Source organism: Haloferax sp. Q22 (assembly GCF_001482285.1).
Taxonomy (GTDB): domain Archaea; phylum Halobacteriota; class Halobacteria; order Halobacteriales; family Haloferacaceae; genus Haloferax.
Map to the genome: position 1 here is coordinate 111174 of NZ_LOEP01000022.1, position 23729 is coordinate 134902.

The following is a 23729-nucleotide window of genomic DNA, read 5'->3' on the forward strand; positions in this document are numbered from 1 at the left end:
AGAGCCGCGGCTTCGACCGTCACTCCCCGAAGGCATTTACCTCGGCCGACGGGTCGTCTCGGTATGAGCATGCGACCGCGGTCGGGAATCGTCGGCGTCTCGGCGCTCGCATTCGTCGTGGTCCTCGGCGGCCTGAGCGCACTTCGGGCGTGGAACCTCGAACCGCCGACACACGTGCAGTCGCTCGTCGTCGACACGGGCGCGGTTCTCGTCGTCGCCAGCGTCGCGTCTCACGTCGCCCGTGGAGAGCGCGTCGGCACGCGAATTGGCGAGGGTATCGTACTCGCCTTCGGCCCGTGTCTCGGGTTCGCGGTTAACCTGTTCGCCCCGGTTTCGGCGATGGAGTCGCCGCTGTGGGTCGCGTACCCGCTCGTCGCTGGCGCGGTGCTCGCGCTCGCCGTCGGTGGGTTCGGTGCGGCCGTCGGCTACGCCGTTCGAGTTGTGAAAGCGAGAAAAACCAGCGACAGCGCGTCGTAGCTCCTATTTTTCTTCGAGGAGAGAATTTCGCCGTTTACGGCGGGAGTGAATCCGACACTTCCTACGCAGTCCACCGTCGATGGCAGGCTGGATATTCCACGCCAATCCGTAGGATTAAGTAAATCTTCCTACATAGGCTATGTATGGCGATTCAGGTCACTCGTACCTACGTTGGTTCCATCCAGAACCACCAACAGGTCTGCGATGGCCTCGACTCGCTCGGAGATTCTGCCTCGAAAATCTGGAACGTCGCACGATGGACAGCAGACCGCGTGTGGGACGAGGTTGGCAAAATCCCAAACGAAGGTTCGCTCAAATCGTACATGAAGAACCAAGCGTGCTGGAAAGATTTGAACGCACAATCCAGTCAGAAAGTCATCGAAGAACTTTCTGACGCTTTCCAGTCATGGTTCGACCTGCGACGCAAAGACTCGAAGGCGAATCCGCCCGGCTACCGAAAAAACGGCGACAAACGGCCACGTTCCACGGTCACGTTCAAAGCAGACGGGTTCAAACACGACCCCGAGAACAATCGGGTTCGACTCAGCAAAGGCTCGAACCTCAAAGAGCATTTCTCGGACTTCATCCTCTGTGAGTACCAGACTAGCCCGGACGTTGACCTCTCGGAAGTCGAATCGGTGCAGAACGTTCGCGCCGTCTGGAACGGCGACGAATGGGAACTGCACTTCGTTTGCAAAGTCAATCTCGAAACCAACGACTCAGCAGGTGACAAGGTGGCCGGAATCGACCTCGGCATCAAAAACATCGCCACGGTCGCTTTCTCCGATGAGTACGTTCTCTACCCCGGCAACTCGCTCAAACAGGACAAGCACTACTTCACGCGTACTGAGTACGACACAGAAGGTGAGAATGGCCCGTCCGAGAGGTCAATGTGGGCACGTCGGAAACTCGCAGAGCGCGAAACGCACTTCTACCACACACTGACGGACACTATCATCACAGAGTGTGCCGAGCGCGGTGTTGGTACGCTTGCAGTGAGCTGGCCTGAAGACGTTCGTGACTCTGACTGGGGCAAGACTGGCAACAAGAAGTTGCATACGTGGGCGTTCGACCGCATCTACCAGTACCTCGAATACAAAGGCAAGATTCGTGGCGTTGAGGTGCTGAAAGAGAACGAGTGGGACACCTCGAAGACGTGTTCACGGTGTGGAGACGACACGAAAGGGAACCGGAAACATCGTGGGTTGTACGTCTGCTCGTCGTGTGGGTTGGTCGGAAACGCGGATTGCAACGGGGCGGAGAATATGCGTCAGAAGATAACTCCGAGTCCTCACAGTGAGGATAGGTGTAACGGCTGTGTGGCACAGCCATCGGTACACCTGTTCGACTCAGAGAGTGGTTGCTTTGCACCGCGAGAACAGGTCGTGTCGTAGACCAGCAAATATCCCACCTGCGGTACGGGAAGCCCCGTCGTTTACCACGGGGAGGATGTCACTTCTCAACGTCCGACGGCTCTCTCGTCAGGTCGTAGGTGTAGTGTCGCGGCTTGCGGTCGCGGAGCCAGTCGCGGAGCGGTTCGACCCGCGGGCGGTAGGTGAGCGTCGACCCGAGGGCGGTCAGCGGGAGGAACTTCGCCGCCTCGATTTCGTTGTCGGGGTCGCTCGGCGACGGCGTCGGGTCGTCGGCGACGGGCGTCGCGTGGTAGAACCGCTGGAGATAGATGCGGCGGTCCGGGGCGCGAATCTCGCTCGTGAAGGCGAGCGACTGGATTTCGACTTCGACGCCGGTCTCCTCTGCGGCCTCGCGGGCGGCCGTCTCGAAGAAGAACTCCCCGGGTTCGGAGCCGCCTTTCGGTAGTCCCCAGCGGTCCTTCTCGTAGACCGCGAGCACGGAGTTCTCCTGTAGGACGACGACGCCGGCGGCCAGGTCGTGCGGGGCGGGGGCTTCTCTCGGCGTGGACATCAGAGAATGCGCTTGCCGAAGGCGCTTGCGGCGAGTTCGGTCGCGAGCGTCGCGGTCTCGTTGTGCTCGTCGAGGATGGGGTTGACCTCCACGAGTTCGAACGAGCGCATGGCTTCCGAGCGGGCGACGAGTTCCATCGCCGCGTGGGCCTCGCGGTAGGTCACGCCGCCGCGGACGGGCGTCCCGACGCCGGGAGCCTCGCGGGGGTCGAGCCAGTCGAGGTCGAGGCTGATGTGGACGCCGTCGGTGCCGTCGGTCGCCACGTCGAGGGCGTCGTTCGTCACGTCGGTGATGCCGCGCTCGTCGATGTCGGACATCGTGTAGACCGTCACGTCGGAGTCGCGGACCGCCTCGGCCTCCGGGCCGTCGACGGAGCGTAGCCCGACGATGGCGACGTTTTCTTCCTTGAGGCCGGCGGCGTTCGCCCACTCGACGCCCTCGAAGTCGCCGACGCCGAGCGCGGCGGCCAGCGGCATGCCGTGGACGTTTCCGGACGGCGAGGTGCTCGGCGTGTTGAAATCGCCGTGGGCGTCGAACCAGATGACACCGATGTCGGCGTCGCGGGCGCTCCCGACCAACGAGCCGATGGCGATGGAGTGGTCGCCGCCGAGCGCGAGCGGGATCGTTCCCTCGGCGAGCGCGGTCGAGACGGCGTCTGCGAGGCTCCTCGTCACCTCTTCGACCTCCTGGACGTGTTTGGCGTTCGCCGCCCCGGCGTCCGCGTCCCGCGTCGCGTGGTGCGGGACCGCGAGGTCGCCCGCGTCCGTCGGCGAGACGCCGGCGGACTCGAGTTGCCCCGCAAGTCCGGCGTATCGAATCGCGGAGGGACCCATGTCCACCCCGCGTCGATTGGCACCGTAGTCCGTCGGTGCACCGAGAATCCTGACGTTCCGTTCCATAGTAGACCAACTCGGTCGGGGTGTTTAGTGGCATCGGAAAAACACCCTTATCGATAATTCGTACCGTCGCGTCGTCGGGCAGACCCGCGTGGCCGAACGGAGGTGCTACTCGTCGAGGTACGGTTCGCAGACGCGCCGAACGCCCTCCTCGAAGGAGATTTGCGGTTCCCAGCCGGTCGCTTCGCGAATCTTCGTGCAGTCGGCCATCGTGTCGTGGACGTACACGTCGAGGGGGTTTTCGATGTAGACCGGGTCGACGTCGGTGCCGAGGGTCTCGTTTATCATCCCGACCATCTCGTTGAACGAGTAGCTCTCGGCAGTCCCGAGGTTGTAGATACCCTGAAGCCGGTGGTCGGCGGCGAGTTCGATGCCGCGGACGATGTCGTCGACGTGCGTGAAGTCACGTGTCTGGGTGCCGTCGCCGAACAGTTCCGGCGACTCGCCGTTGGCAATCTGGTCGGCGAACTGCGCGACCGTGTTGGCGAACTCGCCTTTGTGTTCTTCCGCGCCGCCGAAGCCCTGATACACCGAGAAAAAGCGGAGCCCGGCCGTCCGCATGTCGTAGTGGTGGTGGAAGTACTCCGCGTAGCGCTCGCGGGCGAGTTTCGACGCCTCGTACCCCGTGCGCGCTTCGACCGGCATGTCCTCCGGCGAGGGCTCCGTCCGAGAGCCGTAAATCGAGGACGTGGAGGCGTAGACGACGGTGTCACAGCCGTCTTCCCGCGCCTGTTCGACCGTATTCACGAAGCCTTCGACGTTGACGCGCGCGCCTTTCGTCGGGTTCTCTTCGTGCATCTTGTACGACGACAGCGCCGCGAGATGGAACACCACGTCGACGCCCTCGGTCGGGAGGTCATCGTCGAGAACGCTCACGTCGTGGAATTCGACCGCTTCGTCGAGGTTATCGGGCGTTCCGAGGTAGAGGTCGTCGACCGCGACGACCTCGTTTTCCGCCGCGAGATGGTTCGCGAGGTTCGAGCCGATGAAGCCGGCACCGCCGGTGACGAGGACTCGTTTCCCGTTCATGTGCTACCGAACTCTCGTGAGCCGTATAGTGCTATCGACAGCATCGAGGCCGAATTAGGGTTCAAAATGAACATTCATGAGTGTGCCGTGGTTACAAAGTAGACGAACGGCAGATTCGAGGCGTCATACATCGGATTTAAGGACGTATGTAGCGAACCATTCTCCATGTCATCAATCGAGCTCACTTCGAGTCAGAAAACTATCTTGACCGCCCTCATCAACCTCTATCGGGACTCCGAGGACGCGGTGAAGGGTGAGGATATCGCGACCGAAGTCAACCGGAACCCCGGCACCATCCGGAACCAGATGCAGAGCCTGAAGGCGCTCCAGCTGGTCGAGGGCGTACCCGGTCCGAAGGGCGGCTACAAGCCGACCGCGAACGCCTACGAGGCGCTCGACGTGGACAAGATGGACGAGCCCGCGTTCGTCCCCCTGTTCCACAACGACGAGGAAGTCGAGGGCGTCAACGTGGACGAAATCGACCTCTCCAGCGTCCACCACCCCGAACTGTGCCGCGCCGAGATTCACGTTCAGGGCTCGGTCCGCGAGTTCCACGAGGGTGACAAGATTCGCGTCGGCCCGACGCCGCTCTCAAAGCTCGTCATCGACGGCACCCTCGACGGCAAGGACGACACGAGCAACATCCTCATCCTCCGCATCGACGACATGAAGGCACCCGTCGGCGAACCCCAGCACTAACCACGCTCCTCTCTCCGTCTTTTTCCGGGCACTCTCCGCGCGCTCCGACCGACAGGTCCGGCGTTCGGACGCCGGCCGAACCGAACGGTGGAGTTCGGACCGCAAACACGTCAGAGTTTAATGTAGAATAGTACACAGCTTTATCTGAATGGGGGACGCAGTACTCTCCATGGCGTACAATCAGCAGAGTGCGTTCGGCATCCCATCAACGTGGGAGGAACTGAACGCCGACGTGATTGCGTTTCTCTTCACCGCAACCCTGCTTATCGGGGCGGCGTCGTTCGCTTTGATGGCCGGTGGAGACCCCGAAACGATGGCAGTGGTCGCACTGACCGGAGTCGCGGTCGTTCTCCTTGGAACGGCTCTGGTTCGGTTCTCCGAGTATCTCCGAACGACTGAGTCGCCCTCCTTCTGAGGACCGAAGCGTCGAGAGACCACTGCGGCGCGGCAGCGCGTATTTTCTCACACGAATCGGAACGAGGAGTCGCTGTTGCGCTCCGTACTCCGTGAGCGCTATCGGCACTCGGGGATTGCGTCGTCGAGAAAGCGAAACCGAGTCGGCGAGCGTCGGGCGTCGGGCGTCGGGCGTCGCGTCACCCGGCGGCCGGATACAGCGACCGAGTTACAGGTCGTTCCAGGCCGAGAGCGCGCGCTTCGGCGACGTCACGTCCGCAATCCAGTTCGCGGCGATGCCCTTCTTCAGCGTCCGCGCGAGCGGGCCGCCGAAGACGTTGACGGGGAACTCGCCGACGACCGGGAACTTTACGCCGTGAGCGACGGCGTCGTGGCCGATGGAGATGACCGTCCCCTTGTCGGTGAACGTCCAGCGCTTGAGCGGCTTGCCGGCGATGGCGCGGGCGATGTTCTCGCCGGCCACGTCCGCGGCGTCCCAGGCGGCCTGCGCCGTCGGCGGCGCGACGCTGTCGGGACCCTGCTCGACGAGGGCGCAGTCGCCGACCGCGAAGACGCGGTCGTCGCTGGTCTGGAAGTCCTCCTCGGCGAAGAAGCGGTGGGAGCGCTCGTCCTGTTCGAGTTCCACGTCGGACGCCTCGGGCTGGCCGGTGATGCCGCCGGTCCAGACGAGCACGTCGTAGTCGAGCTCCTCGGGGTCTTCGTCCTCGCCGCCGCCGATGAAGACGGTCTCCTCGTCGACCTTCGAGATGAAGTCGCCGGTGAGGATGTCGATGTCGAGGTCCTCGACGCGACGGCGGAGCGCACCCTGCAGTTCGGGGTCGTTGCCGGGGAAGATTTCGTCCATCCCCTCGACGAGTTTGATGTCGATGGGCGCGCGGTTCGTGTCGCGGTACTCGGCGACCTCGGCGGCAGTCTGGATGCCGGAGAGGCCCGCACCGCCGATGACGACCTGCGCGGGGTCGTCGCGGGAGGCGTCGGCGGCCGCCTCCTTGATGTCCTGGTGAATCTCTCGGGCGTCGTCAAGGCCCTTGAGCTGATGGGCGAACTCTTCGAGGCCCTCGATGCCGAAGAAGGCGGTCGAAGAGCCGATGGCGACCAGCAGATAGTCGTAGTCGACGGTGTCGCCGCCTTCGAGTTCGACGACCCGGTCGTCGACGTTCACGTCGGTCGCGCGACCCTTGACGAAGTCGGTCGAGTCCTCTTTGACATCGTCGACGGGGATGGCGATGCTGGACTCGACGCTCGGGTCGCGGATGCAGCGGTGGACCTCGTGGAGGACGAGGTGGTAGTCGTGTTCGGCGACCCACGTGAGTTGTGCGTCGTGACCGAGCTCTTCTTCGAGGGTTTTGACCGCGCCGGCCCCGGCGTACCCCGAGCCGAGAACGACGACCTGCGTGCTCATGTCGTCGGATGCGCAGTCATCCGATAAAGGGGCTTTGAAACCGTCTCCACGACTGTGGTAATTTTGGCCTCCACGCCCCCAGAGCGTCGAAATCAGTGTTCGACGGTTGTCGGATTAATCGAGGCTGAGACCCGCGTGCCAGCGGTCGACGCCCGCGTCTCGCTTGACCGCGTCCATCTCCGCGAGGAGGTGGACCGCGAGGCTGGCGGTCTCCGCCGCGCGCGACTCGCCTTCGGTGCGGAACTCGCCTGTGACCCGGTTCGCGTAGACCGAGCAGACGGCCCCCGCCCGGAGGCCGTAGACGTTGGCGATGGTCAGGAGCGCCGCGGCCTCCATCTCGATGTTCTTCACGTTCGCCTCGCGGAGTTCCTCGACGAGCGAGTCGGAGCCGGCGGCGCGGAAGCCCTCGAACCCGGGGCGTCCCTGCCCCGCGTAGAAGGAGTCGGCGCTCATCGTCAGGCCGACGTGGTAGTCGTAGCCGAGGCGTTCCGCGGCCGCGACGAGCGCCGAGACGACCTCGTGGTCGGAAACGGCGGGGTAGTCCTCGCGGACGTACTCCTTGGACGTGCCCTCCTGTCGGACCGCGCCCGAGGTGATGACGAGGTCGCCCACGTCCATCTCGGGTTGAATCGCGCCGCAGGAGCCGACGCGGATGAAGGTGTCCGCGCCGACGCGGGCGAGTTCCTCGACCGCGATGGCCGCCGAGGGACTCCCGATACCCGTCGAGGTGACCGAAATCGGCGTTCCGTCGTAGCTCCCGGTCGCCGTCCGGTACTCGCGGTGGTAGGCCTTCTCCTCGTGGTCGTCCCACAGCGCCGTCACCTTGTCCACGCGCTCGGGATTTCCGGGGAGCAACACCGCGTCGGCGAGGTCCTCGGGACCGACTTCGAGGTGGTACTGGACCTCGTCGTTCGGGTCCTCGCTATCGTTCATGGCTCTACTCGCGGGTGAGCGGTGGAAATTCTTGCGTTCTTCGAGGGGGCCGCCGCGGGTGTCGTCGCACTCTCGTCTTCGTTCGCGGTTGCGGTCGTCGCGTGTTCAGTCGCAGCCGCCGTCTCGCCCGCGACCCCGCGCCACGTCGGGTCGTCGGAGAGGTCGCCGTCACGGAACGGCGGTGGGAGGTCGGCGCGCTCGTCGGCCGCCAGCAGGTAGCCGAGTCCCGCACCGACGTACCAGTCGACAAGCGACGGGTCGAGGTCGGTGTCGACGACGATGTCGCCGCCGGTGTACCACTCCAGGGCGTCGTCGTCGTCCGCGTCGACGCCGGTCCGCCGCCACCGCACGCCCGACTCGCCGTCGCCGAACGCCGACACCGAGACGGTCACGTCCGCCATCGCCGGGTCGGAGACGCGTTCGAACGAGAGGTTCGCGGGCGCGACGCCGTCGGCTCCGGCCTCGTAGTACGACAGCGCGTGGTCGAGTTCCGCCTCGTAGGTCGCCCGCTCGTCTGCCGAGACGTTCGAGAGGTCGACGTGGACCGCGACGGTCCGCTCGCGGAAGGGCGTCTCCCGGTCGGCGGCGTCCAGTTCGGGGAGTCGCGTCGTCTGGATGCGCTCGGACAGCACGGGGAACGTGTCGGCGTCGTCGTGGGTCAGCCCGAGCAGATGGCCGAACTCGTGTTTCAGGACCGTCTGGGTCGTCTCGTCGTCGTAGCCGGCGGCGACGACCACTGAAACCGGTTCGTTGGGTGCGGTCGGGTCGTCGCCGTCCAAGAGGGGCGCACAGCCGACCGCGTCGGTGCCGGCGTAGTCGCCGCAGGCGTCGATTCGCTCGACGACCGAGACGGTCACGTCCGGTTCCGAGGCGTTCGGCACCACGACGAACGCCGGGCCGTAGGCGGTCGCCGACGCGTTCGCTCGCCAGTAGTCGACCGCCGATTGGACGAGCGAGGCGTAGTCGCGGCCGTCCGCGGGCGCGTCGATGCCGACGACGACCGGCGCGCGACCCCACGGGTTGTCGGCGGGTCGCGTCTCCGGCATCGCCGGCGACCCGGGTCCGCCGATGGCGGCCGAGACGGCTCCATCGTCGCCGTCGCTCGCGTCGGCCGAGGGGTCCCCGAGGGCCGCGTCCACGACCGGCGGAGACGGCGATACGGACGTACACCCCGAAAGCACGACAAGAAAGGCGAGCGCGAGGGCGGCGGTTCCGCGGCCGGCGACGGGCGACACGTTACTCGTCGGCGTCGCGCTTCGCCGCGGCGGCTTCGAGCGTGTCCAGCGAGATGGTGTTCGGGAGGAGTTCGCCGAGCGTGTACTCGGCGACGTCGTCGCCCCCGAGGTCGCAGACGACCGGGAGGTCCTCGCCGCAGAACTCCGCGAGCGTCTGGCGGCACATCCCGCAGGGCGTCACGCCGTCACGCGCCCCCGAGGTGACGACGAGGCGGTCGAACTCGGTGTGGCCGTTTTTGACGGCCTCCGCGACGGCGACCTCCTCGGCGTGGAGGCTGTTCGAGTAGTTCGCGTTCTCGATGTTGCAGCCGACGTAGACCTCGCCGTCGGCGGTCCTGAGCGCCGCTCCGACGGTGTACTCCGAGTAGGGAACGTAGGCGTTGTCGAGCGCTTCGCGGGCGCGTTCGACGAGTGCTTCGGGCATTGGGCGCTCATTCGCGTGGGGTGGCTTAGTTCGTTCGGCTCCCCGAGACTGTCGTGTCGGCCGGCGGACACGGACGGGTTTCTGGGTGTCGCCTCCATCGCGTCGTCCCGCAAGCGACTATACGGCTCGGTCCTAACGCGGCGTCGTGAACGACACATCCGGCGGACGACGAATCCTGTTCATCGTCGGCGCGAGCGTCGTGGCCATCTCGGGCATCCTCGGCGTCTTTATCGGCGAGAACGGCGGCCAGGTCGCCGCCGAGATATCGCTGTTCGGCTTCCTCTCGCTTCCGACCACGCCGCTCGCGTTCAGCCTCTACGGGATGGTGTTCTCGGCCGTCATCCTCGGGGCGCTGTTCGCGCTCGTCGAGTACGCCTCGCGCGTCGAAGACGCGCGCTAGGACGGCGGCTCTCGGCTCGGGCGGCGAAGCGTATCGGCCGGGGAACTCCGACCGGAAGGCGGACCGTTTTTGCTCGTCGGGCCCCGACGGACCCGCATGGACGCGCCCTCGTCGACCTCGACCTCGGACGCCTCGGCCGGCGACGCCTCGCCCGGCCCGCTCCCGGAGGACACGGGCGGCAAGAACCGAAAGCGCGCCGCGCTGGCGACCGCGCCGTTCCTCGCGCTCGGACTGGCCGACGTGGTGCTCATCCTCCTACAGGGGCTCGAACCGCTCTGGGGCTTCGCCATCCTCCCGCCGATTCTGTTCTGTAGCGTGCTGACCTGGATCGTCTTCAGCACCGACTTCCTCGACGACCGGACCTGAGTCGGAGCCGGCTCGGTGCCGGAGCGTCAGCGCCGCAGGTTCGTTGAGTACTTCGTCGGCGTCTCCTCGTCGTAGCCGAAGTCCTCGGCGGTTAGCTCCGGTTCGGCGTCCCCGGCGCTCGCGGGCGCGGCGACCTTGAACCGCTCGCGGAGTCGCTCTGGCATCGAGAACGCCTCGCGGTCGAGTCGGAGCGCGATGGCGTCGCCGTCGACCTCTCTGACCCGGTCGAGTCGCTGCCGCGGCCCCTCTGGGAGGTCCTCGGCGTCGACCGCCTCGAAGCCGAACTGCGCGCAGTAGCCGTGGTCCGAGGTGAAGCCGTACACTGTCTCGAACTCCTCGGCCGCGGCGCGGTCGACCAGTCGCTCGACGACGTGCGCGCCCACGCCCTGTCGGCGCCACCGCTCCGAGACGCCGACGCAGGTGAGTTCGCAGAACGGCTCGTCGGTCTTGTGGACCCGGATGCGCCCGAATCCCGCCTTCTCGCCGGACTCCTCGTCGAGCGCAATCACGTAATCGCGGGACCGGAAGGAGCCGTCGTCGAGTCCGAGTTCTTCCAGCGAGTCGAGCAGCCAGACCTCGTCTCGGTTCTTCGCGTCTCGGACGTACATGCTTACTCGTAGCACACCCGCCGACAAAAACGACTCGGGCCGGTACGGCGATTCCCGCCGCGTCTGGCGAACTCAACGAAAGAACAGTAAAGATTCATGGTCGCGGTCGCGGTACCTCGATTCATGGACGTACCCGACACCGACACCGTGGTGCACGAACCGGACCCGGCGTTCGTCGAGGACGCCAACGTCACCCGATTCATGCGGGAACACGATATCGAGGACTACGACGAACTCATCGAGCGGACGACGACCGAGGTTCCGGGCGTCGGTGCCTCGGGCGTCGAGTGGTTCTGGGACGAACTCGTCGACTACCTCGACATCGACTTCTACGAGGAGTACGACGCCGTCCGCGACGACTCGGAGGGGCCGCAGTTCTCCCGCTGGTACCCCGGCGGCGAAATCAACGTCGCCCACAACACCCTCGACCGCCACGCCGCGGTCGGTTCCGGCAACCGGAACCGCGTCGCCTGCATCTGGGAGGGCGAAGACGGCGAGGTCGTCCAGCGGACCTACCACGACCTCTACCGCGAGGCCAACCGCGTCGCCAACGTCCTCGAATCGTACGGCGTCGAAACCGGCGACACCGTCGGCCTCTACATGCCGATGGTCCCCGAAGTCATCTCTATCCTCTACGGCTGTTTCAAGGTCGGCGCGATAGCCGTCCCCATCTTCTCCGGATTCGGCGTCGACGCCACCGCGACCCGTCTCGAAGACCCCGAGTGCTCGGTGCTTTTCACCGCCGACGGCTTCTACCGCCGCGGCTCCGAGGTCCAACTGAAGCCGACCGCCGACGAGGCGATGGACGAAGCAGACTGCGTCGAGAACGTCGTCGTCTACCGGCGGTTCGGGGACGAAAGCGACGGCGGCGATGGCGGAACCGACGCCGACCACGAAGTCCCGTGGACCGACGACCGCGACGAGTGGTGGGACGACACCGTCGGCGCGGCCGACCCTGAGTACGAAACCAAACGCCTCCCGTCGGACGCCGAGTCGATGCTCCTGTACTCCTCGGGGACGACCGGCAAGCCGAAAGGCATCGTTCACACCCACGCTGGCGTGCAGATGCAGACCGCGAAGGAGATTCACTTCGGCTTCGACCAGAAGCCCGAAGACCGCTTCTTCTGGGTCTCCGACATCGGCTGGATGATGGGCCCGTGGACGCTCATCGGGAACCACACGTTCGCCGGCACTATCTTCATGTACGAGGGCGCGCCCGACTACCCGAACCCGGACCGCTTCTGGGACATGATTGAGCGCCACCGCATCACCACCTTCGGCATCTCGCCGACGGCCATCCGCGCCCTGCGGAAGTACGGCGACGAGGAGGTCGAGAAACACGACCTGTCGAGTCTCCGCCTGCTCGGGTCGACCGGCGAACCGTGGGACCCCGAGTCGTGGATGTGGTTCTACGAGAACGTCGGCGGCGGCGACGCCCCCATCATCAACATCTCCGGCGGCACCGAAATCTGCGGCTGTTTCCTCATGCCGATGCCGACCCAGCCGCTCAAGCCCTGCTCGCTCGGCGGCCCAGGCCTCGGGATGGACATCGACATCGTGGACTCGTCGGGCGAGTCCATCGTCGACACCCACGAGCGCGGCTTCCTCGTCGCCCGCGACTCCTGCCCCTCGATGACCAAGAGTCTCTGGGAGGGCGACGAGCGCTACCTCGACACCTACTGGTCGTCGTGGGACGACCTCTGGGACCACGGCGACTGGGCCCAGAAGGACGAAGACGGCTTCTGGTTCCTGCACGGCCGCGCCGACGACGCCCTCAACGTGGCCGGCCGCAAGGTCGGCCCCGCCGAGGTCGAAGGCGCGCTCATCGAACACGACGCGGTGAATCAGGCCGCCGCGGTCGGCGTCCCCGACGACACCACCGGGACCGCCGTCGTCGCCTACGTCGTCCTCGAAGACGGTATCGAGGAGAGCGACGACCTCCGCGAGGAGCTTCGCGGCGTCGTCGGCGACGAGTTGGGCAAGCCGTTCCGCCCGCGCGAGATACTGTTCGTCGACGAGTTCCCGAAGACGCAGTCGGGCAAAATCATCCGCCGCGCCATCGCCTCGATTTACGCGGGCGAAGAGCTCGGTGACATGAGCAGTATCGAGAATCCCGAGTCGCTCGAAAAGATAGAAAACGCGTCCTGAAGCGGTTTTTCCGCCTTCGTTCAGTCGGACAGCGCCGCGCCGACACCGTCGTTCCACGCGTCGGCGGTGAAGTCGACCGCGTCGTTCCACGTGGCGACGACGGTCGTCACCGCGAGGTCGCCGGTCACGTTCACCATCGTCCGGATGCGGTCGAGGATGGGGTCGACGCCGGCGACGAGACCGACGATTTCCAGCGGGAGTCCCAACTGCGTCAAGACGAGCGTGAGCATGATGAGCCCCGACCCGGGGACGCCGGCGGTCCCGATGCTCGCCAGCACGGCGACCGCGACGACCGCGAACTGGTCGGCCAGAGAGAGGTTCACGCCGACGATGTTCGCCGCGAAGATGGCCGCGACGCCCTGATACATCGCCGTGCCGTCCATGTTGATGGTCGCACCGAGCGGGAGGGTGAAGCCGTAGATGCGTTCTTCGATGCCGAGGTTGTCGTCCGCGTCGGACATCGTCACCGGGAGCGTCCCGGACGACGACCGGATGCTCAGCGCGGTCACCATCGCGTCGCGTGCGCCGGAGAGGAACGCGACCGGCGACCGCCCCGCGACCCCGACGACGAACGCGCCGAGGTAGACGACCCCGATGTGGACGACGGCCGCGAGGAGCATCGTTCCGATGAGGAGCGCGAAGGGCAGGATAGCGCCGACGCCGGCGGTGCCGAAGACGTTCGCCATGAGCGCGAAGACGCCGAGGACGCCGAACTCCATCGCCCCCCAGACGACCTTGTACATCGCTTCTGCGCCCGCGTCGGCGAGGTCGAAGAACGCCTCGATGCCGCGTTTGACCTGCTCGTCGTCCGTCTCTTCCCACGCCAGCGTGAGGCCGAGGCCGAACACGACGACGAAGAAGATGGTCGGGAGCACGTTGCCCTCGGCCATCGCGCCGACGGGGTTCGTCGGGACGATGTTGAGGACGACTTCGACGGCGTCAGGGGCCTCGGCGCTCTGTGCCTCGGCACCGGCGAGCAGTCCTTCGAGCCCGCGGGAGCCGGGGGAGACGAGGTTACTCACGCCGAGTCCGATGGCGACCGCAAACGCGGATGTGAGCGCGTACAGTCCCACGACCTGCGCACCGACGCGGCCGAGCGACGACGGCGAGAGCTGTCGAACACCCATCAGGAGCGTGAACACCACGATGGGGACGATGAGCATCTTCAGCAGTCGGACGAACAGGTCGCCGACCGGCTTCAGGGCCGTCGCCGGCTCGCCGACAACGAGGCCGACGAGCGAACCGAGGACGAACGCGACCCCGATTCGGTAGACGATGCCGACCGACCGATACCGGTTCCAGAGAGACGCAATGCTAGAGTGTGACATGTAACGTGTTTGCACTAACGATACAGCCAGAATATAAATATAGCGGTGAATGTCCTGAATTTAACACCGAGGTAGAATTCAATCTCAAATATGAATTAATAGTTGGAGTCTTCGGCGATTCCTCTCCACCCCACGCGTCGTCGTCAGTACGCGTCGTCGGGCGCGAGCGCAACCGACTCGGGAACCCCGTCACCGACTGCGAGCGCCGCTTCGACGGCCTCGTCGCCCGCGGGAATCCGAATCGTCCCGCCGGCGAGAAGCGGGGCGAGCACGCCGGCGACGACGGTGCCGGGATGGGAGAGCGACGACCTGACCGCGACCGTATCGCCCGCGTCGAGGTCGAAGTCGGCGACGACCTCACGGGCCGCGTCCAGCAGGTCGCTGTGGGTGAACTCGCGGTCGTCGGCAACGAGCGCCGGGTCGTCGGGGGCGACGACCACCGGGTGGACCGCGGGGTTCTCGCTCCAGACCTCCTGTTCCCAGTGCGTGATGGCGGGCGAGCTCGGCGACCCGCCGAACACGGCGAGTTTCTGCCCCGGCGGCAGGTCGGCGAACTCGGCCTCGCGGTCGACGGCGACCACGGTCGCCCGCGCCTCCACCGCCGGGTCGAACGCGGTCACCGCGCCGAGTTGAGCCGCCCCGAGGAACGTCAACAGCGGCTCGGGGAGTGAGACCGGGTCGACCGCGACCCGAGCGCCCTTGCGGACACCGAGGTAGCGGAGGACGTTTCCGGCCTTGTACGAGGTCGTGATGAGGTCGTGGTACGTGTAGGTCCGGCCGGGGCCGTCGACCCGGAGTGCGAGTCGGTCGCTCCGCCGGTCGCGGGCCATGAGGTCGCCGATAACGTCCATGGCCGGTCGTAGGGAGTCGGCGCGAAAAAAGCCCCCGAGGCGCTCTCGCGGGTCGAGAACGCGGCGAGGTGTGCGTTGATATCTGAGTCTGGGCTCCGTCGCTCAGGGTGCGCCAGCAATGACGAACGTGCTCTCCTCGGAGCCGTTTCGGAGTTCGCGGGTGTCCTCCGGCGAGACGCGCACGGCATCGCCGGGTTCGAGGTCGAGTTTCTTGTCCTCGACGACGAGCGTCGCCCCGCCGGAGACGAGGTAGTACACTTCCTCGTGGCCCTGCTCGGCGTGGTCGTGCGGCTTGCCGGACCAGTCGGGGTCCGCCTCCAACACGCTGAAGCCGAGTTCGACACAGTCGAGTTCGTCTCGCAGGAAGTGGAGACCGCCGCCGACCGCGTCTACGTCCTCGTAGTTCGCTTTCGTGTAGGACATCACCCGAACTGACGGCCGCCGGACAAGAGAGCGTGGTGGTGCCGGAAATCCGTTACAGCGAGTTCTTCAGCTTTTGGAAGAGGCCCTCTTTGACCTCCTCGCCGCCGGCCTCGGCGAACTCCTTGAGCGCCTCGCGCTGTTCCTTGTTGAGGTCTTCGGGCGTGACGACGTGGACCTCGACGTGCAGGTCGCCGTGACCACGGCCGTCGAGGTGCGGCATCCCCGCGCCGGAGACGGTGAACGTCGACCCGCTTTGGGTGCCCGCGGGCACCTTCAGTTCCTCCTCGCCGTCGAGCGTCGGCACCTCGACGGTCGCGCCGAAGACGGCCTGCGGGAAGGAGATGGGATGGGTGTAGCGGAGATCGTCGCCGTCGCGCTCGAACTCCTCGTGGTCGCGGACGTTGACCTCGACGAACAGGTCGCCGTTGGGACCGCCGTTCTCGCCCGGTTCGCCCTCGCCGCGGTAGCGGAGGCGCTGGCCGTCGCGGAAGCCGGCGGGGATGGTGATGGTCACGTCGCGGGTGCGGCGGACGCGCCCGCTGCCGCGACACTCCGAGCAGTCCTCGCTGTACGTCTCGCCCTCGCCGCCGCAGGCGCGACAGGTCGTCGTCTGCTGGACGCGGCCGAAGGGCGTCTGCTGGACCGTCGTCTGCTGGCCCGATCCGTTACACTCCGAACAGGTGTTCACGTCGGCGTCGTCGGGGTGGCCCTCGCCGTCGCACTCGGGACAGACCTCGCGGCGGCGAATCGTCACGTCGCGCTCGACGCCGTGGTAGGCGTCTTCGAGGTCGATTGAGATGCGCTGGGCCACGTCGCGACCCTGCTGTGGGCGGTTGCGCTGTTGGCCGCCCGCGCCGCCGTTGAACAGGTTGTTGAAGATGTCCTCGAAGCCGCCACCGCCGCCGCCCATGCCGCCGAACGGGTTGCCGCCGCCGCCGAAGGGATTACCCTGTCCGCGGCCGCCGCCACCGCCGCCGCGTTTCTGGGACTGCTGGAAGCGCTCGTGACCGAGTTGGTCGTACATCTGCCGCTTCTCGTCGTCCGTGAGCACCTCCTTTGCCTTCTGGACCTTCTTGAACTTCTCCTCGGCGTCGTCCTCGTCGGAAACGTCGGGGTGGTACTTCGCGGCCTTCTTGCGGTACGCGTTCTTGATCTCGTCTTTCGAGGCGTCCCGCGAGACCCCGAGTACGTCGTAGAAGTCCTCGCTCATCAGTTGATATCTTGTAGCCGGTGAAGGTATTTGAAAAGTCCGTCTCTCGTATCGCGGCGAGCGCGAGCGGCGTCAAGCCCGGGGTTCCGGCCGGACTCGACCGCCGGCGTCGGGTTCCTCTGCGAGCCGAGAGGCGGTCAGGTAGTTAGTTGTCCTCGTCTTCCTCGTCGAAGTCCGCGTCGGCGTCGACGAAGTCCTCGGGGTCCGCACCACCGGGGCCGCCGGCCGCGCCCGCACCAGCGCCAGCGCCGCCGGCACCGCCGGCCTGCGCCTGCTGCTGGTACATGCGCTTTCCGATTTCCTGCAGTTCCTTCGAGAGGTCCTCGGTCACGTCTTCGAGTTCATCCGTGGAGGCGTCGTCGTCTTCGAGGACCGCTTCGACGTCCTCGATGGCCGCCTCGATGTCGGCGCGGAGTTCGTCGTCGACGTTCTCCTCGTTCTCTTCGAGGAGCGTCTCGGCGCGCTGGACCGCGCCCTCGGCCTCGTTGCGAGCCTCGACGGCGCGGCGGCGTTCTTTGTCCTCTTCGGCGTGCTGTTCGGCCTCCTGCTGCATGCGGTCGATCTCGTCGTCGGAGAGACCCGCGCCGCCCTCGATAGTGATGGACTCGGCGTTGCCGGAGCCTTTGTCCTCGGCGGAGACGTTGACGATGCCGTTCTCGTCGATGTTGAAGCCGACTTCGATCTGCGGGGTGCCCGCGGGTGCCGGCGGGATGCCGGAGAGCGTGAATTCGCCGAGGAGTTCGTTGTCCTCGGCCATCTCGCGTTCGCCCTGGAAAACGCGGACCTGCACCGTCGTCTGGTTGTCGGCCGCGGTGGTGAATATCTTCGACTCCTCGGTCGGAATCGTCGTGTTCTTCTCGATGAGACGCTCGAAGAGGCCGCCTTTGACCTCGATACCGAGCGACAGCGGCGTCACGTCGAGGAGGACGATGTCGTCGACCTCGCCGCCGAGAACGCCACCCTGGATGGCCGCGCCGAGCGCGACGGCCTCGTCGGGGTTGACCGACTTCTTCGGCTCGGAGCCGAGCAGTTCTTCGACCTTGTCGAGAACCTGCGGCATCCGGGTGGAGCCGCCGACGAGGATGACGTCGTCGATGTCGCCCTTGTCGTAGCCGGCGTCTTCGAGCGCCTGCTCGGTCGGCTCGACCGTGCGGTCGATGAGGTCGGACGTGAGGGACTCGAACTTCGCGCGGGTCAGGTCGTATTCGAGGTGGACCGGACCGGAGTCCGTCGCCGTGATGAACGGGAGGTTGATGGTCGTCTCCTTGCGCGAGGAGAGTTCGATTTTGGCTTCCTCGGCCGCATCCTTGAGGCGCTGGAGGGCCTGTCGGTCCTCGCGGAGGTCGATGCCGTGGTCGTTCTTGAACTCGGTGGCGAGCCAGTCGATGATGGCCTCGTCCCAGTCGTCGCCGCCGAGGTCGTTGTCCCCGTTCGTGGCGACCACTTCGTAGACGCCGCCGCCGAGGTCGAGGACGGACACGTCGAAGGTGCCGCCGCCGAGGTCGTAGACGAGCACGGTCTGGTTCGACTCGTCGTCGAGGCCGTAGGCCATGGAGGCCGCGGTCGGCTCGTTGACGATTCGCTCGACTTCGAGACCCGCGATTTCGCCGGCGTCCTTCGTCGCCTGACGCTGTTTGTCGTTGAAGTACGCGGGGACGGTGATGACGGCCTTCTTCAGTTCGTCGCCGAGGTAGTCCTCGGCGTCGCGCTTGATCTTCTGGAGGATCATCGCCGAGATCTGCTCCGGCGTGTACTCCTCGCCCTCGATGTCGACGGTGTAGCCGTCCTCGCCCATGTGGCGCTTGATGGACCGAATCGTGCGCTCGGGGTTCTGGATGGCCTGGTTCTTCGCCGGCTTGCCGACCAACCGCTCACCGTCGTCGGTGAACGCGACGACGGAGGGGGTGGTTCGGTCGCCTTCTGCGTTCACGATAATCTCCGGGTCGCCGCCCTCCATCACCGCGAACGCGCTGTTCGTGGTGCCGAGGTCGATACCCAGAATCTTGTTGCTCGCCATCTTGCCCGCAAATACCGTCTTTTGCCGGTTAAAGGTTACTAGATACTGCGACACACGGCGCGAGTCGAGGTCAACGCCGTCTTGCGATTTTGAGTTCTCGCGTCGAAACAGGTCGGTCGATTTATGTAGAACCGCCGACCGCGTCGCCGACGACGGATTCGCCAGAGTCGCGGTCGAGGGCGATGGCGTCTCAGTCCATCGACTGCGGTCGCTCCGTCCCGTCGACCGAGTCGTCGAAGTCGGGCGCGTCCGCACCGCCGAGTCGGAGCGATGACGGGTCCGCTCCGTCGAGGGCGTCGAGCACCACCGAGAGCGTCCGCTCTCTGCCCTCGCTGGCGAAGAACTCGTGGCCCCCGTCGTACGGGACGAGGTTCGCAGACGGGGTTCGGTCGCCGATGGCGCGAACGTCCACGACCCGGTCCGACAGCGAGACGAACACCACGTCGTCAGGGTTGAACGGCGGCAGCGACTCCTGTGCCCCGTAAATCATGCGGAGGAACGCGGGCGAGGCGTTGGCCGGCCCGTCGGCCAGTTCGGCGGCGAGTTTCAGTTCGCCGAGGTCCTCGCGGGAGATACCGGACGGGACGAGCGGGCGCGTCGTCGGCAACCGCCTGACGACGGGGAGCAGCAGGCCATCGAGACCGGCGGTCGCGGTCCCCCACCACGGGCTCAAAAAGACGTTCCGGACCGCGAGGTCGAGGTGGGCGGCGACGAGGCCGCCGGTGCTGTGGCTGAGCACGAGGTCGATGTCGCGGTCGACCGCGTACGCCCGCACCGGGTTCACGTACTGACTGTCGAACTCCCAGCCGTTCGTCGGAAGTTCGACAGCGTGGACGTGGTAGCCCTCGTAGGTGAGGCGGTCGAGGAGCCACTCGACGCTCCGGTGACCCGGCTTGTTGCCCCACCCGAGGACGAAAAGCAGGTCGTCGTCGCCGGGGGCGCCGTGTTGGGTGACGCGCACGGTGGGCCGCCGCCGACGGGAACGAAGTCGCATGCCGTACTGATTGCGAGGTGAGAACAAAAGTCCTCCCCGGGTCGGTGGCGCGTCAGCCCACCGTGGCCGGTCTCGGGGAGACGGCCGTGTCGCTCGCGCGCTATTCGCCCTTACTGACCGTGATCTGCGCGGCGCGGATGACCTTGTCGGCCATCTCGTAACCGGGCTGGAACACGTCGGCGACGGTGTCCGCCGGCTCGTCGCTGTCGACGCGCATCATCACCTCGTGGCGGTTCGGGTCCACGTCGGTCCCCGGTTCGGGGTCGATAATCTCGACGTTCTCGTCTTCGAGGATGCGGTCGAACTCCTTGAGTGTCGATTCGAGGCCGCCGCGGATGTCGGCGTCCTCGTCCTGGTCGAGCGCGCGGACGAGGTTGTCGCGGACGGTGACGACGCGCTCGACGAAGTCCTCGGTGGCGCGCTCTTTGATCTGGTCCTGTCGCTTCTTCGCGCGCTTCTTGTAGTTCTGGAAGTCGGCCTGTGTGCGCTTGAGACGAGACTGGAGTTCCTCGGCCGTCGCTTCGGCCTCGTTGCGCTCGGCTTCGAGGTCGGCGACGCGGGCTTCGAGCGCCGCGACCTCGGCCGCGAGGTCGTCGTCGTACTCGGCGACGCGGTCGGCGACGGTCGGCCCGTCGCCCGTCGCGTCAGGATCCTCGGCCGCCGACTCGGCGCTCGACGCCTCGCCCTCGGCGTCCGTCGCCGCGTCTTCGGCCGCCTGCGCCGCTGCGTCGGGTGCCGCGTCGGGCTCGGAGTCTGCGTTCGCGTCCGTGGCCGACTCGGCAGGGTCGTCGCTCATGGGCGGGAGAAGTGGCCGGCGCGGCTTAAACGTGTAGACTGCGGGCCGGCCGAAACGCTTCTCACTGTGGGGCGGCCGCGCGGGTCGATACCCGCCGTCACCGACGGACAGCGGCCTTACTGGTAACGGCCTTACTGGTACATCCCGAGCGGTCGCGCCTGCGTGCTCTCTTCTTCGGACTGCTGCATCCGCCGGGCCAACTGCTCTTTTGCCTGTCGAATCTCGGTGGCACTGTCCACGAGGTCGTCCACGGGGACCTCGACGCCGACGAGCGGTTCAATGCCGTGTTTGATGATGACCCGAGCCGCCTCGGGGTCCGGGAACTGCGGGTCCGACTCGACGACCAAGGCGAGCGCTGGGCGACCGACCGAGACGGCGTTGCTCAGGAGCGCACCCGTCGGCCCCGAGACGAGGCCGGTCTCTGTCGGACGGTCGATGCCGGCGTCTTCGAGCCGCGACATCGCGCCGTTGGTGCCGACGCCGTAGAGCGCGGGCACGTCTTCGGACTTCTCGTGGGCGATGCCCGAGAGGAACACGGGAAGCACGTCGAGTTCTTCGAACCACGGGCCGAGACAGGTGGCGAGTTCGGTCGCCGCCTCGGGCCGGATGGGGATGTCGCTCTGGAGGACGAGCAGGTTCCGCTCCGCGTCGGCGTAGAGCCTGACCGGCGGGTGGAGCGTCGGGTCGTCCTTCATGTAGACCGCGACCTTCGGGACGCCCTCGCAGAACACGTCGGCGTAGTGGGTCATGTCGAACGCCTCGACCAGATGGTCGGCCGCGATTTTGCCGACCAACCCGACGCCCGGCAGCCCTTCGACCAGCGTCGGCGACTCTAGTTCGTCGGTGAGTTCCTCCGCGAGGACGCGAATGCGTGCCATACGTGAACATGGTCTCCCGGGCGAGGTAAATCCGACGGGCGAATGCGTCGCCATCGGCCGACTGGACGGCGCGACTGGTTCGGCCGGTCGTTTTCCGGCGACGACGCCAACGAAGCCGGCGACTCCGACGACGCCGACGACTCCGAAACCGACAAGCGCGCCCCCGCGGAATCGAGTGTCATGAACCCGCTCCAGCGGTACGCGCCGCTCGTGGACGACGAGGAGGCCTTTTTCGCGGCCTGCGAGCGGCCGCTTCCCTCCGTCGTCCGCGTCAACACCATCAAGACGACGGTGGCGCGCGCCCGCGAGGCGCTCGACGACGAGGGCGTCGCCTACGAACCGACCGACTGGCACCCCGGCGTCCTGAAACTCGAAGACAGCAGTCCGGGGACGAACTGGCCGTACTTCCACGGCTGGCTCCACGGCCAAGAGGAGGTGTCGGCGCTCCCGGCTATCGCCCTCGACCCGCAGCCGGGCGAGCGCGTCTGGGACACCTGCGCCGCGCCGGGGTCGAAGACGACCCAGATTGCCGCCATGATGGACGACGAGGGCGTCCTCGTCGGCAACGACAACAACCTCGGGCGGCTGTCGGCGCTCCGCCACAACGCCGAGCGCCTCGGCGTGACCAACCTCGTCGTGTCGAATCAGGACGCCCGAAACTTCTCGATGAAGCCCTTCGGAGAGCGGACCCCGGAGCAGTCCGGGTCGTTCGAGCAGTTCGACCGCGTCCTCGTCGACGCCCCGTGTTCCTGCGAGGGCACCTGCCGGAAGAACCCCGACGTGCTCGACGAGTGGACGATGAACCACGTCAAAAGCGTCGCCGGCATCCAGAAAGGCATCCTCCGGCGCGCCGTGCAGGTGACGAAAACCGGCGGCACCGTCGTCTACTCCACGTGTACCTTCGCGCCCGAGGAGAACGAGGCCATCCTCGACTTCGTCCTCGAACGGGAGGACTGCGAAGTCGTCGAGTGGGACGTCCCCGACGGCTTCGAGACCGCGCCCGGCATCACCGAGTGGGAGGGCGACGAGTACGACCCGTCGGTAACCAAGGCCCGCCGCGTCTACCCGCACCACAACGACACGGGCGGCTTCTTCACCGCCAAACTGGAGGTGACCGCATGAGCGACGACACCGCCCCCGACGAGAACTGGGGCCAGCAGTTCGACCGCCTGCCGCCGACGGCCGACGACCGTGTCGTCGAGGGGCGGCCCTCCCGCGAAGAGGTCGTCGACTGGTGGGAAGAGCGGTTCGGCGTCGACCCCGCCGTCTTCGACGGCTACACGTTCTGGGAGAAAGGCGCGGGCAAGATTTGGGCGTTCCACGGCGAGGTCGTCGACCCAATCAAAGTCGAGGGCCTCGGGATGCGCATCCTGCGGACCCGCCAGCGCCACTGGAAGCCCTCGACCAACGCAGTCCAGCGGTTCTGCGGCGACGCGACGAAGAACGTCATCGAACTGAGTCCGGGCGAGGCGAAGGCGTTCGTCAACGGCCACGACCAACAGCTCGACTGGTGGGAGGGCGACTGGGGCTACCTCACCGCCGCCCACGAAATCGCCGGCGAACTGGAACCCCTCGGCGTCGGCCTCTACCTCCACGGAGAACTCCGCTCGACGGTCCCGAAGGGTCGGCAAGAAGAACTCGTCAAACTCGACTGAGCAGAGCCGCCGTGTCCGCGGCCCGGACCGCGCGGCTCCGCGTCCGCCGTTTCGCCCGCCGACGCTGTTTCTCGCTACTTCTCTCTGACCGTCCCGCCGGTCAGCCCCTCCCACTCGACCCGGTAGCCGAGCCGCGAGAGGACCGCACTCGCGTCGTCGAGGCCGCGGTCGTCGAGAACGGATTCGACCGCCGACAGCGACATCCCCGACTCGATTTCCCCGGCGAGCGCGTCGAGGACGGCGGGCCGGACCAGCGTTCGCCCGACGAGTTCGTGTTCGGGAAAGGCCACGTCGTCGAGGGCATCGACCGAGACGCCGCGGGCGGCCGCGAGGTCGGACAGGGTGACCACGTCGTCGTCCGGCGCGAGTTCGGCGGGGAGCGACGAGACCGCGTCGGCGACGAGGTCGGACTCGTAGTCGCGCAGCACGTCAACCACGTCTTTCACGCGCACGGACCCGGCGTAGGGGACGACCCGGTGGTCGCGGGCGGCGATTTCCTCGCCGACGCCGAGCGACTCGTCCACGGCGACGACGAGTTCCACGTCGATGTCCGCGTTCCGCTCCTCGCGAATCTCTTCTAACCGCTCGTGGACGGTCTGTCGCGTCTCGTGGACGAGCACGGT

The 23729-nt window shown here is 66.4% G+C and carries 25 protein-coding genes and 1 pseudogene; 9 read left to right on the forward strand and 17 right to left on the reverse strand.

The annotated features are described in order from the left end of the window. Window positions 1-63: 63 nt before the first annotated feature. Window positions 64-477, forward strand: a complete 414-nt coding sequence (locus AM590_RS10040; RefSeq protein ID WP_058827362.1) for a hypothetical protein — start codon at window positions 64-66, stop codon at window positions 475-477. A 143-nt stretch (window positions 478-620) separates the two neighbouring features. Next, window positions 621-1871 (forward strand): RNA-guided endonuclease TnpB family protein, encoded by a 1251-nt coding sequence (locus AM590_RS10045; protein WP_058827363.1) that lies wholly within the window; start codon window positions 621-623, stop codon window positions 1869-1871. Between the two features lie 58 nt (window positions 1872-1929). On the opposite strand, the gene AM590_RS10050 is transcribed toward AM590_RS10045, so the two are convergent. The 3 genes from AM590_RS10050 to AM590_RS10060 form a co-directional block, all read right to left on the reverse strand. Continuing rightward, entirely contained in the window at window positions 1930-2400 is a 471-nt protein-coding gene (locus AM590_RS10050) for an NUDIX domain-containing protein (protein WP_058827364.1), read from the reverse strand. After that, complete coding sequence (rocF, locus tag AM590_RS10055; RefSeq protein ID WP_058827365.1) at window positions 2400-3299, reverse strand: arginase; 900 nt, start codon at window positions 3297-3299, stop codon at window positions 2400-2402. The genes AM590_RS10050 and rocF overlap by 1 nt, the downstream gene beginning before the upstream one ends. Before the next feature lie 105 nt (window positions 3300-3404). Further along, window positions 3405-4325 (reverse strand): NAD-dependent epimerase/dehydratase family protein, encoded by a 921-nt coding sequence (locus AM590_RS10060; protein WP_058827366.1) that lies wholly within the window; start codon window positions 4323-4325, stop codon window positions 3405-3407. A 165-nt stretch (window positions 4326-4490) separates the two neighbouring features. Between AM590_RS10060 and AM590_RS10065 the strand changes: the two genes are divergently transcribed. Both AM590_RS10065 and AM590_RS10070 read left to right on the forward strand, forming a co-directional pair. Continuing rightward, a complete protein-coding gene (locus AM590_RS10065; RefSeq protein ID WP_004976849.1) occupies window positions 4491-5024 on the forward strand; it encodes an Rrf2 family transcriptional regulator in 534 nt (177 codons plus the stop codon). A gap of 169 nt (window positions 5025-5193) precedes the next feature. Further along, on the forward strand, window positions 5194-5439 hold the full coding sequence (locus tag AM590_RS10070; protein WP_058827386.1) for a hypothetical protein: 246 nt from the start codon (window positions 5194-5196) through the stop codon (window positions 5437-5439). A gap of 207 nt (window positions 5440-5646) precedes the next feature. Here the strand turns inward: AM590_RS10070 and AM590_RS10075 are convergent, their stop codons facing one another. From AM590_RS10075 to cdd, 4 genes are all read right to left on the reverse strand, one after another. Next, entirely contained in the window at window positions 5647-6840 is a 1194-nt protein-coding gene (locus AM590_RS10075) for an NAD(P)/FAD-dependent oxidoreductase (RefSeq protein WP_058827367.1), read from the reverse strand. A 114-nt stretch (window positions 6841-6954) separates the two neighbouring features. Further along, the gene (locus AM590_RS10080; RefSeq protein WP_058827368.1) at window positions 6955-7773 is read right to left on the reverse strand and encodes a nucleoside phosphorylase; all 819 of its coding nucleotides are present in this window, start codon (window positions 7771-7773) and stop codon (window positions 6955-6957) included. Further along, window positions 7770-9008, reverse strand: coding sequence for a hypothetical protein (locus AM590_RS10085; protein ID WP_058827369.1), 1239 nt, complete (start codon window positions 9006-9008; stop codon window positions 7770-7772). Before AM590_RS10085 ends, AM590_RS10080 begins: the two co-directional genes overlap by 4 nt. Before the next feature lies 1 nt (window position 9009). Then, window positions 9010-9432 (reverse strand): cytidine deaminase, encoded by a 423-nt coding sequence (cdd, locus tag AM590_RS10090; protein WP_058827370.1) that lies wholly within the window; start codon window positions 9430-9432, stop codon window positions 9010-9012. 145 nt (window positions 9433-9577) lie between these two features. Between cdd and AM590_RS10095 the strand changes: the two genes are divergently transcribed. Continuing rightward, window positions 9578-9832: a hypothetical protein gene (locus AM590_RS10095; RefSeq protein ID WP_058827371.1), complete on the forward strand. Its 255-nt coding sequence runs from the start codon at window positions 9578-9580 to the stop codon at window positions 9830-9832. 96 nt (window positions 9833-9928) lie between these two features. After that, entirely contained in the window at window positions 9929-10198 is a 270-nt protein-coding gene (locus AM590_RS10100; RefSeq protein ID WP_004976836.1) for a hypothetical protein, read from the forward strand. Window positions 10199-10224: 26 nt separating this feature from the next. Here the strand turns inward: AM590_RS10100 and AM590_RS10105 are convergent, their stop codons facing one another. Further along, window positions 10225-10806 carry a GNAT family N-acetyltransferase gene (locus AM590_RS10105; protein ID WP_058827372.1) on the reverse strand — a complete coding sequence of 194 codons (582 nt, stop codon included), beginning with the start codon at window positions 10804-10806 and terminating at the stop codon, window positions 10225-10227. Between the two features lie 123 nt (window positions 10807-10929). Here AM590_RS10105 and AM590_RS10110 point away from each other — a divergent pair, with 123 nt between their 5' ends. After that, complete coding sequence (locus AM590_RS10110; RefSeq protein WP_058827373.1) at window positions 10930-12954, forward strand: AMP-binding protein; 2025 nt, start codon at window positions 10930-10932, stop codon at window positions 12952-12954. A gap of 20 nt (window positions 12955-12974) precedes the next feature. Here AM590_RS10110 and AM590_RS10115 read toward each other — a convergent pair whose 3' ends face one another. From AM590_RS10115 to AM590_RS10150, 8 genes are all read right to left on the reverse strand, one after another. After that, a complete protein-coding gene (locus tag AM590_RS10115; protein ID WP_058827374.1) occupies window positions 12975-14282 on the reverse strand; it encodes a dicarboxylate/amino acid:cation symporter in 1308 nt (435 codons plus the stop codon). A gap of 143 nt (window positions 14283-14425) precedes the next feature. Continuing rightward, the gene (locus tag AM590_RS10120; RefSeq protein WP_058827375.1) at window positions 14426-15133 is read right to left on the reverse strand and encodes an AMP-binding protein; all 708 of its coding nucleotides are present in this window, start codon (window positions 15131-15133) and stop codon (window positions 14426-14428) included. 102 nt (window positions 15134-15235) lie between these two features. Next, window positions 15236-15556: a cupin domain-containing protein gene (locus tag AM590_RS10125; protein ID WP_058827376.1), complete on the reverse strand. Its 321-nt coding sequence runs from the start codon at window positions 15554-15556 to the stop codon at window positions 15236-15238. A gap of 52 nt (window positions 15557-15608) precedes the next feature. Beyond that, window positions 15609-16766 carry a molecular chaperone DnaJ gene (gene dnaJ / locus AM590_RS10130; RefSeq protein ID WP_058827377.1) on the reverse strand — a complete coding sequence of 386 codons (1158 nt, stop codon included), beginning with the start codon at window positions 16764-16766 and terminating at the stop codon, window positions 15609-15611. Between the two features lie 145 nt (window positions 16767-16911). Next, the gene (gene dnaK / locus AM590_RS10135; RefSeq protein WP_058827378.1) at window positions 16912-18783 is read right to left on the reverse strand and encodes a molecular chaperone DnaK; all 1872 of its coding nucleotides are present in this window, start codon (window positions 18781-18783) and stop codon (window positions 16912-16914) included. Between the two features lie 190 nt (window positions 18784-18973). Beyond that, complete coding sequence (locus AM590_RS10140; RefSeq protein WP_172795787.1) at window positions 18974-19744, reverse strand: alpha/beta hydrolase; 771 nt, start codon at window positions 19742-19744, stop codon at window positions 18974-18976. 133 nt (window positions 19745-19877) lie between these two features. After that, complete coding sequence (locus AM590_RS10145) at window positions 19878-20573, reverse strand: nucleotide exchange factor GrpE (protein WP_058827380.1); 696 nt, start codon at window positions 20571-20573, stop codon at window positions 19878-19880. Window positions 20574-20704: 131 nt separating this feature from the next. Beyond that, on the reverse strand, window positions 20705-21451 hold the full coding sequence (locus AM590_RS10150) for a proteasome assembly chaperone family protein (RefSeq protein ID WP_058827381.1): 747 nt from the start codon (window positions 21449-21451) through the stop codon (window positions 20705-20707). Between the two features lie 180 nt (window positions 21452-21631). Here AM590_RS10150 and AM590_RS10155 point away from each other — a divergent pair, with 180 nt between their 5' ends. Continuing rightward, window positions 21632-22573 (forward strand): RsmB/NOP family class I SAM-dependent RNA methyltransferase, encoded by a 942-nt coding sequence (locus AM590_RS10155; protein WP_058827387.1) that lies wholly within the window; start codon window positions 21632-21634, stop codon window positions 22571-22573. Further along, the gene (locus AM590_RS10160) at window positions 22570-23106 is read left to right on the forward strand and encodes a hypothetical protein (RefSeq protein WP_058827382.1); all 537 of its coding nucleotides are present in this window, start codon (window positions 22570-22572) and stop codon (window positions 23104-23106) included. The genes AM590_RS10155 and AM590_RS10160 overlap by 4 nt, the downstream gene beginning before the upstream one ends. A gap of 74 nt (window positions 23107-23180) precedes the next feature. Here AM590_RS10160 and AM590_RS10165 read toward each other — a convergent pair. Continuing rightward, window positions 23181-23729: pseudogene (locus AM590_RS10165) on the reverse strand (DUF790 family protein); the annotation flags it as partial.

What these genes read in the sequence shown, in the direction of transcription:
- AM590_RS10040 (WP_058827362.1), top strand. Translation starts at nt 64, where the DNA reads ATGAGCATGCGACCGCGGTCGGGAATCGTCGGCGTCTCGGCGCTCGCA.
- AM590_RS10045 (WP_058827363.1), top strand. Translation starts at nt 621, where the DNA reads ATGGCGATTCAGGTCACTCGTACCTACGTTGGTTCCATCCAGAACCAC.
- AM590_RS10050 (WP_058827364.1), bottom strand. Translation starts at nt 2,400, where the DNA reads ATGTCCACGCCGAGAGAAGCCCCCGCCCCGCACGACCTGGCCGCCGGC.
- rocF (WP_058827365.1), bottom strand. Translation starts at nt 3,299, where the DNA reads ATGGAACGGAACGTCAGGATTCTCGGTGCACCGACGGACTACGGTGCC.
- AM590_RS10060 (WP_058827366.1), bottom strand. Translation starts at nt 4,325, where the DNA reads ATGAACGGGAAACGAGTCCTCGTCACCGGCGGTGCCGGCTTCATCGGC.
- AM590_RS10065 (WP_004976849.1), top strand. Translation starts at nt 4,491, where the DNA reads ATGTCATCAATCGAGCTCACTTCGAGTCAGAAAACTATCTTGACCGCC.
- AM590_RS10070 (WP_058827386.1), top strand. Translation starts at nt 5,194, where the DNA reads ATGGCGTACAATCAGCAGAGTGCGTTCGGCATCCCATCAACGTGGGAG.
- AM590_RS10075 (WP_058827367.1), bottom strand. Translation starts at nt 6,840, where the DNA reads ATGAGCACGCAGGTCGTCGTTCTCGGCTCGGGGTACGCCGGGGCCGGC.
- AM590_RS10080 (WP_058827368.1), bottom strand. Translation starts at nt 7,773, where the DNA reads ATGAACGATAGCGAGGACCCGAACGACGAGGTCCAGTACCACCTCGAA.
- cdd (WP_058827370.1), bottom strand. Translation starts at nt 9,432, where the DNA reads ATGCCCGAAGCACTCGTCGAACGCGCCCGCGAAGCGCTCGACAACGCC.
- AM590_RS10100 (WP_004976836.1), top strand. Translation starts at nt 9,929, where the DNA reads ATGGACGCGCCCTCGTCGACCTCGACCTCGGACGCCTCGGCCGGCGAC.
- AM590_RS10105 (WP_058827372.1), bottom strand. Translation starts at nt 10,806, where the DNA reads ATGTACGTCCGAGACGCGAAGAACCGAGACGAGGTCTGGCTGCTCGAC.
- AM590_RS10110 (WP_058827373.1), top strand. Translation starts at nt 10,930, where the DNA reads ATGGACGTACCCGACACCGACACCGTGGTGCACGAACCGGACCCGGCG.
- AM590_RS10115 (WP_058827374.1), bottom strand. Translation starts at nt 14,282, where the DNA reads ATGTCACACTCTAGCATTGCGTCTCTCTGGAACCGGTATCGGTCGGTC.
- AM590_RS10120 (WP_058827375.1), bottom strand. Translation starts at nt 15,133, where the DNA reads ATGGACGTTATCGGCGACCTCATGGCCCGCGACCGGCGGAGCGACCGA.
- AM590_RS10125 (WP_058827376.1), bottom strand. Translation starts at nt 15,556, where the DNA reads ATGTCCTACACGAAAGCGAACTACGAGGACGTAGACGCGGTCGGCGGC.
- dnaJ (WP_058827377.1), bottom strand. Translation starts at nt 16,766, where the DNA reads ATGAGCGAGGACTTCTACGACGTACTCGGGGTCTCGCGGGACGCCTCG.
- dnaK (WP_058827378.1), bottom strand. Translation starts at nt 18,783, where the DNA reads ATGGCGAGCAACAAGATTCTGGGTATCGACCTCGGCACCACGAACAGC.
- AM590_RS10145 (WP_058827380.1), bottom strand. Translation starts at nt 20,573, where the DNA reads ATGAGCGACGACCCTGCCGAGTCGGCCACGGACGCGAACGCAGACTCC.
- AM590_RS10150 (WP_058827381.1), bottom strand. Translation starts at nt 21,451, where the DNA reads ATGGCACGCATTCGCGTCCTCGCGGAGGAACTCACCGACGAACTAGAG.
- AM590_RS10155 (WP_058827387.1), top strand. Translation starts at nt 21,632, where the DNA reads ATGAACCCGCTCCAGCGGTACGCGCCGCTCGTGGACGACGAGGAGGCC.
- AM590_RS10160 (WP_058827382.1), top strand. Translation starts at nt 22,570, where the DNA reads ATGAGCGACGACACCGCCCCCGACGAGAACTGGGGCCAGCAGTTCGAC.